The following is an 11,966-nucleotide window of genomic DNA, read 5'->3' as shown; positions in this document are numbered from 1 at the left end:
GCCTGGGCCTGCGCCGCTGCCTGGGTGCTGGCGGCGGTGGCAGCGTTCAGGCCGGCGGTGGTTTGCTGGCGGGCAGCCTGGGCCTGGGCGCTGGTCTGTGCCGCCTCGGCAGCGGCCTGGCTGGCGCTGGTCTGCTGGGCCGCCTCGCTATCCTGGTCGGCCTGCTGCGTTGCTTGCAGCTGGTTGGCCTGCTGCGCTTGTGCAGCTGCCGATGTCTCGGTGGCTTGCTCAGTTGCTTGCTGAGTTGCCTGCTCGGTGGCCTGACGTGCGGCCTCGGTGGCAGCCAGTTGCGCTTGCAGCAGGTTGGCCGATTGCACATCCTGCTGCACCTGGGCCGCATTGACGGTCTGCGTGTTCTGCCGCGCCTGCGCCAGCTGGGCGTCGGCGACTTGCTGCTGTGCTTGCAGCGCCTGTTGGGCCAGGGTTTGCTGCGCCTGCGCGGCCTGCTGTGCTTGCACGGTGTTGTCGGACTGCAGGTCTTGCTGGGTACGAGCCGCTTGCTGCGCCTGCGCGGCCTGCTGCGCTTGCACGGTGTTGTCGGTTTGCGGGTCTTGCTGCGTCTGCGTGGTTTGGCGGGCGCTCAGATTGGCGGCCTCGGCCAGTGCTGCCTGTTGTAGCTGCGCGTAGTTGAGACCGTCCAGCGACTGCTGTGGCTGCGCCGCGTTGATGGCTTGCGCAGCCTGTTGCGCTTGCGGTGTCCGCTGCGCCTGGTCTGCCTGCTGCGCTTGTTGTGCTTGCAACGCATTGGCGGCCTGTGCTGCCTGTGTTGCCTGCTGTGCCTGCGTGGCGTTCTGGCCCAGGGCCAGGTTGTTGGCCTGGATCTCGCTGGCTTGCTGTGCCGCCAGCGCGGCCTGGTCCAGGCGGGTGGCCTGGGTGTTCAGGTTGGCTTGGTTGGCTTGCTGCAATTGTGCAGCGGCTTGCACGTCTTGCGCCGGCTGTTGCGCGGCCACCAGGTTCGCTTGCAGCGTTTGCGCATTCTGGGCGTTTTGCGCCGCGATGGCGTCGGTGGTCGAAGTAAACAGCGGGTTGACGATGGGCGAGGGCGGCACGAGGGAGGTTGGCGTCAGTGGCTGCTCCAGCGCTGCGCGCTGCGCCGCCAGGCGGTCGGCGGCGGTGTCGGACAGCGGGTTTTGCGACAGCAGGTCGAGCTGGGCGCGGGCGAAATCGAGGCGGGCATTTTGCGCCAGGTCGGCCGGCGTGAGCGCGGCCTGGTCGCCGGGCAGCAGCTGGCTGAACGAGGTGGTGGCGGTGGCGCTCAGTTGCTCGGCGTATTCGGTGGCCAGGTTGCGGAAATTGGTCAGCGTGTCCTGCAAGGTGCTGGTGGTGTTTTGCTCGTTGGTATTGAAAGCGGCGCGCAGGATCTCATTGTCGAGCGACAGTCCGCCAGTGGGGTCGGACAGCAGCGCCGGCTGCAGTGTGACGCCCAGCCGGGCCAGGCTCTCGGCACCCGTTTGCTGGCCCTGCACCTGCTGGTTCAGGTTGTTGACCAGGTTGTTGAGCAGGGTGGAGCCCAGCGGCTGCGACTGGTTGAAATCCACGCCCGGCAACAGGTTGAAGGCATCGACCACTTGCTGGGTGGCGTCGTTGAGCAGGTTGGCGCGCAAGGCGCCTTCCTGCGTGGCCTGGCTGCCCCCGGCTTGCAGCTGGGCGATTTGCTGTTGCGAGCGTGACACCGCCAACAGGAAACCGGCCACCGGCGACAGGTCGATGGTGACGGACGCCAGCGGCGCATCGGTGGCGGTGCCGACGGCCTGGGTGGACGAGTTGACCGAATTGACCGCCGAGGTTTGCAGCGTGGGGTTTACCGTCGGGAAGTTGACCGGCGTGGTCAGTGCAGACGAGATCGGAAACATGGCGCGCTCCTGGAGACAAAACAATACGGGGAGAGTCTAGCATCCTCCTGCGCAGCCCGCCCGTCCGTGTGCCAGTACACATAAGCCCGCAAATTCGCCGATGGTTAGATTCCGCACGGTGGCGTGTCACAAATTAACATATCGTTCACTTCGCAGCTTCGCAAACTAACGAAAGGAACGATCATGGATAACAATATGCAGAACAAGGTTGAGAACAAAATCGACAGCGCCCGTGACGGTATCACCAAGATCAACCGTGACGTACGTGCCGATGCTCATGCAACCATCGACCGCGTGGCCGACAAGGTGCCGCCAACCGCTGACCGCCTGGCGCAAAGCGCCCACAACGGCGTCGATAAAGTGGCCGACACCGTCAACCGCGTCAACACCAAGTGGGACGGCACCGTTGAGCGCCTGTCCACCGGCACCAAGCAACTGAGCGAAAACGCCAAGGTCTGGGCAGAAACCGGCCGCACCCAGGTGCGTTCGCATCCAGCGCTGTCGGTGCTGATCGCCGCTGCCGCCGGCTATGGCATTTCCAAGCTGCTGAGCTCGCGCAAGTAAAACCAGGCTGCCTTGCCGGTTTGCTGCCGGTATGTCCGGCAGCCCGCGCGGGCGCCACACACCAAGGGACATACAATGAGCAATGCTAAAAAAACGCCGGCTTCCGTCATGGGAGCCGGTTCCGTTTTGAGTACCGTGTCAACACCATCATCCGCGCCGCCGCCAGGAAGTCTCGGTGGCGCGCCTCAGGAAGCAGCTTTGCTCGACAAGGTGGCTGGCGCCCAGGAAGTGGCTGCCGGCATGCCATTCAATCCCAACAAGGCCGGTGAACACGGCGACGCCTCGCGCACTCCGCAAGCGGGCGCCACCTGCCCGATGAAACACCTGTTCGGCGGCGCCAGCACCACCGGCGAAACCACTGCATCTGACAAAGTCGGCGCCGGTATCCAGCCGCAGGGCGTCAACCCTACCGTCGATCCGCTCGACCGCGTACGGGTAGACGCCACCGGCCAGCGCCTGACCACCAACCAGGGCGTGCCGGTAGCCGACAACCAGAATTCGCTCAAGGTGGGCCTGCGCGGACCGACCGCGATGGAAGACTTCATCCTGCGCGAGAAAATCACGCACTTCGACCACGAGCGCATTCCGGAACGCGTGGTCCATGCGCGCGGTTCGGCCGCCCACGGCTACTTCGAAAGCTACGACAATTACTCGGACCTCACGCGCGCCGCGCCGTTTGCCGACAAGGGCAAACGCACGCCGGTGTTCGTGCGCTTCTCCACTGTCGCCGGCGAACGCGGTTCGGCCGACACCGTGCGCGATGTGCGCGGCTTTGCCGTCAAGTTCTATACCGACGAAGGCAACTGGGACCTGGTGGGTAACAACATGCCGGTGTTCTTCATCCAGGACGCCATGAAGTTCCCGGACCTGATCCACGCCGTCAAACCGGAACCGCACAACGGCATTCCGCAAGCGGCCAGCGCGCACGACACATTCTGGGATTTTGTCACGCTGATGCCGGAATCGACCCACATGCTGATGTGGCACCTGTCCGACCGCGCCATTCCGCGCAGCTACCGCACCATGCAGGGCTTCGGTGTGCACACGTTCCGCCTGGTGAACGCCGAGGGCAAATCGGTATTCTGCAAATTCCACTGGAATCCGGTCGGTGGCACGCACTCGCTGGTGTGGGACGAAGCGGCCAAGATTGCCGGTGCCGACGCCGACTTCCATCGCCGCGACCTGTGGGAAGCGATCGAAGCGGGCAACTACCCGGAATGGGAACTCGGTGTGCAGGTCTTCACCGAAGAACAGGCCGACCAATTCCCGTTCGACGTGCTCGATGCGACCAAGATCGTCCCCGAAGAACTGGTGCCGGTTCAACCGATCGGCAAGATGGTCCTGAACCGCAATCCGGACAACTTCTTTGCCGAGACCGAGCAGGTGGCCTTCTGCACCGCGCACGTGGTGCCGGGCATCGACTTCACCAATGACCCGCTGCTGCAAGGCCGCATCCACTCGTACGTCGACACCCAGATCAGCCGCTTGGGCGGCCCGAACTTCCACGAGCTGCCGATCAATGCGCCGGTGGCGCCCGTGCACAACAACCAGCGCGACGGCATGCACCGCCAGGCCATCCACCGTGGCCGCGTGGCGTACGAGCCCAATTCGCTGGCGGGTGGCTGCCCGTTCCAGGCTGGCATGGCCGGCTTTACCACGGCGTTTTCCAGCATCGACCAGAAGCTGCAAAAGCCCGAGGATAAAGTGCGCGGCAAGCCGGAACTGTTCGCCGACCACTACTCGCAGGCGCGCCTGTTCTGGATCAGCCAGACGCCGTCCGAGCAAACCCACATCATCAACGCCTACCGCTTCGAATTGAGCCGGGTGACGGTGCCCGCCATTCGCGTGCGCCTGCTGTCGATGCTGGCCAACGTCGATGCCGAACTGGCAGAAGGCGTGGCCAAGGGCCTGGGCCTGGACGTGCCAGCGCCGATGCCGCTGGCGACCAACGCCAAGGCGCCGGAGTACGCACCATCGCCAGCGCTGTCGCTGCTGGCGCGTCCCGGTTCGGCCGGCGTGAAGGGCCGCAAGGTCGCGATCATCGCCTCGCACGGCGTCGATGCCGCCGGGGTGCAGGCCGTGTATGCAGACCTGCTCAAGGCGGGTGCGGTGCCACGCGTGGTCGGTCCTTACCTCGGTCAGCTGAAAGGTGTTGACGGCGCCATGCTCGACGTGGAAATCTCGTTCGAGGCCGGTCCGGCCGTGCTGTACGACGCAGTCGTCATTGCCGACGGCGAGGACAGCGCCAAGTCGCTGCAGATGGAAGCGATCGCGCTCGACTTCGTGCGCCAGCAGTACAACCACTGCAAGCCGATCCTGGCGATTGGCGCCGGCGCCAGTGTGCTGAAAAAGCTGGGCGTGCAGGACCAGCTGCCAAGCGGCCAGGGCGATCCGTCGCTGTGGATCGTCGATGCCGGTGGTGTGACCGCCGCGCTGGCCGAGTTCAAGGGCGCGCTGGCTGCGCACCGCAACTTCCAGCGTGAAGCCGAAGGTTCGATGGTCTAAGCGCGTGTGACCCACGAGGCGCCGCCGCAGCGATGTGGCGGCGCCTTTTTTTGTACCTTGTTTTTGTGTAGCCCCTCACTTCCGGCCAGTCCCCAAATCGCGCGCGAGCGGCCATCATAGTAATATGCAAAATACCGGGCTGCTGCTGTTGAGCGGCAGTTCAACATATTCCGTCAAAAATACTAAAAGAACTGGCCCCGATGGACGTTTACGCCCCTCAAGTCTGGCAACCGCATGAGCGCCCCACCTTGCCCGGGTCGCCTTCCAGCCCGCACCATTCGTTCCCGCGCCGGGTGGCGTTTTTCGTCATCGGCTTCATCGTCGCCATCACCGGTGGCTTGGGCAACGCGCTGGTGATCGTCAACCTGCCGTACCTGCAAGGCTCGCTGGGCGTGTTCTCGGCCGAAATTCAATGGCTGCCGGCCGCCTACGTGATGACCAACGTCTCGATGAACCTGTTGCTGGTGAAGTTCCGCCAGCAGTACGGCCTGCGGCTGTTTACCGAGTTGTTCCTGGTGCTGTACGCGCTGGCCACGGTTGCCCACCTGTTCGTGCACGGGCTGGCGTCGGCCATTTTTGTGCGCGCTGCCCACGGCATGAGCGGCGCGGCGCTGACCACTTTGGGCCTGTACTACGTGCTGCAGGCATTCCCCGCCCAGCATCGCCTGAAAGGCGTGGTGCTCGGTATCGGCTTCTCGCAACTGGCCACGCCCATGGCGCGGCTGTTTTCCACCAACCTGATGGAAATCGCCGAATGGCGCGGCCTCTACTTTTTCGAACTGGGCATGGCGCTGCTGTCGCTCGGCTGCGTGTTGTACCTCAAGCTGCCGCCGGGTGACCGTTACAAGGTGTTCGAGAAAATGGACTTCGTCACCTTCAGCCTGTTCGCGCCGGGCGTGGCGCTGCTGTCGGCCGTGCTGGCGCTGGGGCGCACCGTGTGGTGGTTCGAGTCGCGCTGGCTGGGCCTGTGCCTGGCGGGCGCCATTGTGCTCATTTCGGCCGCGCTGCTGATCGAGCATAACCGCAAGCGGCCCTTGATCAATACGCGCTGGCTCACCACCGGCAACATGACGCGCCTGGCGCTGTCGGTACTGCTGATCCGCATCGTGCAGTCGGAGGCCAATGGCACTGTGGGCTTTTTGCAGACCTTGGGCCTGAACAACGACCAGATGCAGATGCTGTGGATCGTGGTGATGGCCGGCGCGGTGTCGGGCATGCTGGTCAGTGCATGGACCATCACGCCAGCGCGCATCCCGTTCCAGCTGATGTTCTCGCTGGTGGTGATGGCGATCGGCGCGTACATGGATTCGCGCGCCACCAACCTCACGCGGCCCGCCGAAATGTACGTGAGCCAGTTTTTGCTGGGCTTTGGCGGGGCGTTCTTCATCGGGCCCACCTTCGTCTCCGGCTTCGGGGCGGTGGTGGCCGCGCCCAACAACCTGGTGAGTTTTGCGGTGATGTTCTCGATCACGCAAACCCTGGGCAGCCTGCTGGGCAGCGCCATCGTGGGCACGTTCCAGGTGGTGCGCGAAAAATACCATTCCAGTTTGCTGACCGAGCACCTGACCCTTTTGAATCCGCTGGTGGCCGCGCGCATCCAGAACGGCGGCGCGACGCTTGGCGGCGTGCTGGGCGACCCGGCGCTGCGCAGCGCGCAGGGCGTGGCTTCGCTGGGGGCCGCCGCCACGCGCGAGGCCAATATCCTCGCCTACAACGACGTGTTCCTGATGGTGACCGTGGTCGCGCTGCTCACGCTGGCGTGGATGCTGGGGCGCTACCTGTGGAGCATTTGCGTGATATGCCCGCCCAACCTGTTCCAGGGCGCCCAGACCGGCATTGCCGCTGTTTCTCTGACCAATTCCGAATCTCGATGAACTAAACACCATGGCCGACAATACTCCCGACAATCCAACGCCTTCCGACAAACACGTGGCAGAAGTCGCGGCTGCTGCCGCCACGGCCGCCGTGGCCAGCACCAGGGCAGAACCGGTGCCGGACCGGCGCATCCAGATCTTTTCCACCATCGCCTTCGCCCTGATCGCGCTCGTCGGCGTGCTGGTGGTGCTGTACGCGTGGCGCCTCCCGCCATTCACCACGCCGATCGTATCGACCGAGAATGCGCTCGTACGCGGCCAGGTCACCTTGATCGGCACCCAGATTGCCGGCTATGTCACGGAAGTGAACGTGCAGGATTTCCAGTTCGTCAAGAAGGACGACCTGCTGGCGAAGATCGACGACCGCATCTACCAGCAGCGCTACGACCAGGCGCAGGCGCAACTGGCCGCGCAAAAGGCCGCGCTGGCCAACTGGGAGCAGTCGCACCGCACCGCTGAAGCGGGCGTGGTACTGAACCAGGCGGTGCTGGCCAACGCCCAGGCCCAGGCCATGAAGTCGCTGGCAGACGTCAGGAGGGTGGACTCGCTGGCCGAAGACGGCTCGCTGTCGCTGCGCGAGCAGGACGCCTCGCGCGCGGCGCAGGCGCAAACTGCCGCTGCCGTGGCGCAGGCGCGCGCCAATCTCGACATCGCCAAACAGCAGGTGCGCTCGGTCACCGTCAACAAGCAGTCGCTGGAAGCTGCCGTGGACAACGCCGCCGCCGCACTCAAGGCGGCCAAGGTGGACCTTGAGAACACCCGTATCGTCGCGCCGGAAGACGGCCAGCTGGGCCAGGTCACGGTGCGCAAGGGCGCCTACGTGAACACCGGCGCCCAGCTGATGGGACTGGTGCCGCGCCAGCTGTGGGTGATCGCCAACCTCAAGGAAACCCAGATGAACCACGTGCGCGTGGGCCAGAGCGTGACCTTCAAGGTCGATGCGCTCGACGGCGCGCAGCTGACCGGGCAGGTGGAACGGATCTCGCCGGCGACCGGCTCCGAATTCTCGGTGCTGCCGGCCGATAACGCCACCGGCAACTACGTCAAGATCGCCCAGCGCATCCCGGTGCGCATCCGCATCGACGCCGGCCAGGCCCGCGCCCAGCGGCTGGCGCCCGGCATGTCGGTGATCGTCAGCATCGACACCTCGGCGGTACTGAACGATGCCGACGAGGGAGGGCAGCCATGAGGCGCAGTGTTTTGCGGCCGACGGCGCTCGCCTCTGTCCTGACGGTAGCACTGGTGCTGGCCGGCTGCGCGGCCACCGTCACACCGCCACCGGCATCGACCCTGCAGACGCCGGCGGCCTGGCGCACGCCTGCTGCGGGCCCGGGCCAGCATGCCGGCCCGGTGGAACAGCAGTGGTGGCAGGCGTTCGGCGATCCGGTCCTGAGCACGCTGGTAACCCAAGCGCTGGAACACAACGGCGACGTGCGCGTGGCACGCGCCCGCGTGGCGCAGTACCGCGCGCTGGTGGGAGTGGCCGGCGCTGGACAAAAACCGGTAGTGTCGGTCGATACCGCGCCTACCCGCGCGCGCCAGTTGTCGAGCGCCGGCGTGCCGTACGTGACCAATATCTACCAGGCCGAATTCCAGGCCAGCTACGAGGTGGACCTGTGGGGCCGGCTGGCCGCCGCCACCGACGCTGCTACCGCAACTTACCAGGCGGAGCAGGCCAATGCCGACGCGGTGGCCCTGTCGATTGCCGCCACCGTGGCGACCGGATACCTGAACCTGCGCGGGCTCGACGCCCAGCTGGCGCTGACCGAAGCGACGCTCAAACTGCGCGAACAATCGCGCGACCTGGCCAAGCGCCAGTTCGACGTCGGCTACAGCTCGCGCCTGGAATGGTTGCAGGCGCAGGCCGAGTACCAGACCACGGCCGAGACCATCCCGCAACTGAAACGCCAGATCTTCGAGCAGGAAAACGCGTTATCGATTCTCGTTGGCGGCAACCCGGGACCGGTCGCGCGCGGCGTGGAACTGACGGCCTTGCAGTCGCCTGCCGTGCCGGAAGGCTTGCCGTCGGAGCTGCTGCGCCGGCGCCCGGACATCGCCCGTGCCGAATACAACCTGGTGGCGATCAACGCCAACTTGCAGGCCACGCGCGACCAGCTGCTGCCGTCGTTCAAGCTCACTGCCGTCGGCGGCATACAAAGCCTGAAGATGCATGATTTTCTGAACGCGCCCACGCGGCTGTGGCATCTGACCGGCGCGCTGGCCGCGCCCATCTTCGATGGCGGCAGGGTACAGAGCCAGACCGACTCGGTGGCGGCGCAGCGCGACCAGGGGATCGTGGCGTACGAAAGCGCGGTGCGCAATGCGTTTGCCGAAACCGACAACGGCCTGGGCGCGATCGCCCGGTTGAAAGAGCAGGCCGTGCAAAATGATGCGCGCCGGGCGACAGCGGCGCAAACCCTGCGTATCGCCCACAACCGCTACCGCAACGGTTACGCGTCGTACCTGGAAGAACTCGATGCGCAGCGCACGCTGTACAGCGCCGACGTGGGCAGCCTGCAACTGCGCACGCGCATCCTCACCGCCTCGGTGGACCTGTACCGCGCCATGGGTGGCGGCTGGAGTGCTGGTCGCTAACCCCACTTCGCACTTCGGGGTCAGTGCCGACATTCGGACAGGAACTCATCCGTAAGTAGTTGAGCTCGTGTCCAAATGTCGGCACTGACCCTGAACTTACGGTAGCGCTTTAACTGCGTCGGGTTCGGGCACGGGGGGCGATTTTCGCATCATATTCCGCAACCAGTGCTCGAAATCGTCCACGTACGTAAACACCGCCGGCACCACCAGCAAGCTCAGTAACGTCGAGGTGATCAAGCCGCCGATCACGGTGATCGCCATCGGCGAACGGAAGCTCGGGTCGGCGCCCCAGCCCAGCGCCAGCGGCATCATGCCGGCGCCCATGGCGATGGTCGTCATCAGGATCGGGCGGCTGCGCTTGTGGCAGGCGTCCACCAGCGCGTCGAAGCGGTTCATGCCGGCCTGGCGCGCCAGGATGGCGTAATCGACCAGCAGGATCGAGTTCTTGGTGACGATCCCCATCAGCATGATCAAGCCGATCATCGACGGCATCGACAAAGCGCGGCCCGTGATCAAGAGCGCGACAAACGCGCCGCCGATCGACAGCGGCAAGGCCGCCAGAATCGTCAATGGCTGCATGAAGTCCTTGAACAGCAGCACCAGCACGCAGTAGATGCACAGCACCCCGATCAGCATGGCGATGCCGAAGCTGTTGAACAGCGCCGCCATCTCCTGGGCGTCGCCCAGCTCCGCGATCTTGACCGACTTGGGCAGGTTCTGCATGGTAGGCAGGGCGCGCGCCTCGGCGTTGACTTCACCGAGGGTGCGCCTGCCCAGTTCCACTTCGAACGTGACGTTGCGGCTGCGATTCAAACGGTTGATCTGCGCCGGGCCGCTTTCCATGGTGATGGTGGCCACCGTGGCCAGCAGCACCGGGCCGCTTTTGCCCGGCACTGTCAGGCGGCCGATGGCGTCGAGGTCGGCGCGCACGGCGTCGGGCAGCTTGACGCGGATCGGCACCTGGCGCTCGGGCAGGTTCATCTTGGTCAGATCGGTGTCGTAGTCGCCGGCCGTGGCCACGCGCACGGTCTGTCCGATCGACGAGGCGGTAACGCCCAGGTCGGCCGCCTTGGCGAAGTCCGGCGTGACGATGATCTCGGGACGCACCAGCGACGCGGTGGAGCGCACATTGCCCACGCCTTGCAGCGTGCGCATTTCGCGCTCGACCTTTTGCGCGGTCTCGCGCAAGGCGACCGGGTCGTCGCTGCGCAGCACCAGCTGCATCTTGACGCCGCTGTCGGGCGGGCCCACCTTGAAGCGGGCGCCAGGCACGTTGTTCAACTGCTCGCGGATATGCGACTCCAGGTCGGCCATCGATTCCTTGCGGTCGGTGCGGTGCACGGTGGTGAGGGTGAGTACCGCGCTACGCGCCTCGGCCGCCGCGCCGGGAGCAAAGGCGTCGCCGCTGGAGCCCCCGCCGATCGAGCTGAATACTGCCTTGATGCCGGGGACCTTCATTGCCGCGACGCGTGCGCGCTCGGCCACCACGCGCGTCTCCGCCAGCGTGGAGCCGGGCGGCAGTTCCAGGTTGATCTGGGTTTGCGAGCGGTCGGCCGCCGGCACGAAGCCGGTCGGCAGCAGCCCCACCAGCGCGATGGAACCGGCAAAGAACACCAGCGAGGCAATCGCCGTAATGCCGCGATTGGTGAGACACCAGCGCATGGTGTTCATGTACCGCGTCATGAGCCAGCCGTCCTGTTCTTCCTTGTGGACTGCGGGTTTCAACAGGTATGCCGCCATCATCGGCGTCAACAACCGCGCCACCACCAGCGAGGCCAGCACCGCGATCACGGCGGTCCAGCCGAACTGCTTGAAGAACAGGCCCGGCACGCCGCTCATGAACGCGGTGGGCAGGAATACCGCCACCAGCGCGAACGTGGTGGCGATCACCGCCATGCCGATTTCGTCGGCCGCTTCCAGCGCCGCTTCCATCGGCGTTTTACCCATGCGCAGGTGGCGCTCGATGTTTTCGATTTCGACGATGGCGTCATCGACCAGCACGCCGACGACCAGCGCCAGCGAGAGCAGGGTGACGATGTTGAGCGTGTAGCCGAACAGCCAGATGCCGAGGAACGCCGGCATCACCGACAGCGGCAGCGCGGCGGCGGCCACCAGCGTGGCGCGCCAGTCGCGCAGGAACCACCACACCACCAGTACCGCCAGCAGCGCGCCTTCGTACAGCAGGTGCATCGAGCCGTCGAAGTCATCTTCGACGGGAATGGCGTTATCGATCACCTGTTGCAGCACCACCTTCGGGTTGTCGAGGTTGAGCTGTTTGATCGCCTCGCGCGCGCCGCGCGCCACGGCCACTTCGCTGGCGCCCTTGGTGCGGAAGATTTCAAAACCCACCACCTCGCGCCCGTCCTGCATGGCGATCGCGCGCGGTTCGGCGACGGTGTCGGTAATTGTGGCCACCTGGTCGAGGCGCACGCGGCGCCCGTCGGTCAGCGGCAGTTCGATGGCGGCCAGTTCGGCCGCGCTCTTGACGGTGGCAATGGTGCGTACCGACTGCTCGGCGCCACTGACATCGCCGCGCCCGCCCGGCGCCTCGCGCTGCACCAGCCGCAGCTGGCGC

At 65.5% G+C, this 11,966-nt stretch carries 6 protein-coding genes and 1 pseudogene; 5 read left to right on the top strand and 2 right to left on the bottom strand.

What is annotated here, in order from left to right; genetic code table 11:
• Nucleotides 1-1,853: pseudogene (locus DUPY_RS02560) on the bottom strand (hypothetical protein); the annotation flags it as partial.
• 183 nt (nucleotides 1,854-2,036) lie between these two features.
• Here DUPY_RS02560 and DUPY_RS02555 point away from each other — a divergent pair.
• From DUPY_RS02555 to DUPY_RS02535, 5 genes are all read left to right on the top strand, one after another.
• Nucleotides 2,037-2,417, top strand: coding sequence for a hypothetical protein (locus DUPY_RS02555; protein ID WP_084640513.1), 381 nt, complete (start codon nucleotides 2,037-2,039; stop codon nucleotides 2,415-2,417).
• Between the two features lie 75 nt (nucleotides 2,418-2,492).
• Nucleotides 2,493-4,922 (top strand): catalase, encoded by a 2,430-nt coding sequence (locus DUPY_RS02550; RefSeq protein WP_070246128.1) that lies wholly within the window; start codon nucleotides 2,493-2,495, stop codon nucleotides 4,920-4,922.
• A 200-nt stretch (nucleotides 4,923-5,122) separates the two neighbouring features.
• Nucleotides 5,123-6,796, top strand: coding sequence for an MFS transporter (locus DUPY_RS02545; protein ID WP_084640512.1), 1,674 nt, complete (start codon nucleotides 5,123-5,125; stop codon nucleotides 6,794-6,796).
• 10 nt (nucleotides 6,797-6,806) lie between these two features.
• Complete coding sequence (locus DUPY_RS02540) at nucleotides 6,807-7,985, top strand: HlyD family secretion protein (RefSeq protein WP_070246126.1); 1,179 nt, start codon at nucleotides 6,807-6,809, stop codon at nucleotides 7,983-7,985.
• On the top strand, nucleotides 7,982-9,391 hold the full coding sequence (locus DUPY_RS02535; RefSeq protein WP_070246125.1) for an efflux transporter outer membrane subunit: 1,410 nt from the start codon (nucleotides 7,982-7,984) through the stop codon (nucleotides 9,389-9,391). The genes DUPY_RS02540 and DUPY_RS02535 overlap by 4 nt, the downstream gene beginning before the upstream one ends.
• 96 nt (nucleotides 9,392-9,487) lie before the next feature.
• Here DUPY_RS02535 and DUPY_RS02530 read toward each other — a convergent pair.
• Nucleotides 9,488-11,966: efflux RND transporter permease subunit (locus DUPY_RS02530; protein WP_070246124.1), on the bottom strand; the 2,479-nt coding region annotated here is incomplete at its 5' end.

The organism is Duganella phyllosphaerae (assembly GCF_001758785.1).
GTDB lineage: Bacteria > Pseudomonadota > Gammaproteobacteria > Burkholderiales > Burkholderiaceae_D > Rugamonas > Rugamonas phyllosphaerae.
Note: the sequence above shows the minus strand (reverse complement) of the source record. Positions and strands in the feature narration are given on the sequence as shown.

What these genes read in the sequence shown, in the direction of transcription:
- DUPY_RS02540 (WP_070246126.1), top strand. Translation starts at nt 6,807, where the DNA reads ATGGCCGACAATACTCCCGACAATCCAACGCCTTCCGACAAACACGTG.
- DUPY_RS02535 (WP_070246125.1), top strand. Translation starts at nt 7,982, where the DNA reads ATGAGGCGCAGTGTTTTGCGGCCGACGGCGCTCGCCTCTGTCCTGACG.
- DUPY_RS02555 (WP_084640513.1), top strand. Translation starts at nt 2,037, where the DNA reads ATGGATAACAATATGCAGAACAAGGTTGAGAACAAAATCGACAGCGCC.
- DUPY_RS02550 (WP_070246128.1), top strand. Translation starts at nt 2,493, where the DNA reads ATGAGCAATGCTAAAAAAACGCCGGCTTCCGTCATGGGAGCCGGTTCC.
- DUPY_RS02545 (WP_084640512.1), top strand. Translation starts at nt 5,123, where the DNA reads ATGGACGTTTACGCCCCTCAAGTCTGGCAACCGCATGAGCGCCCCACC.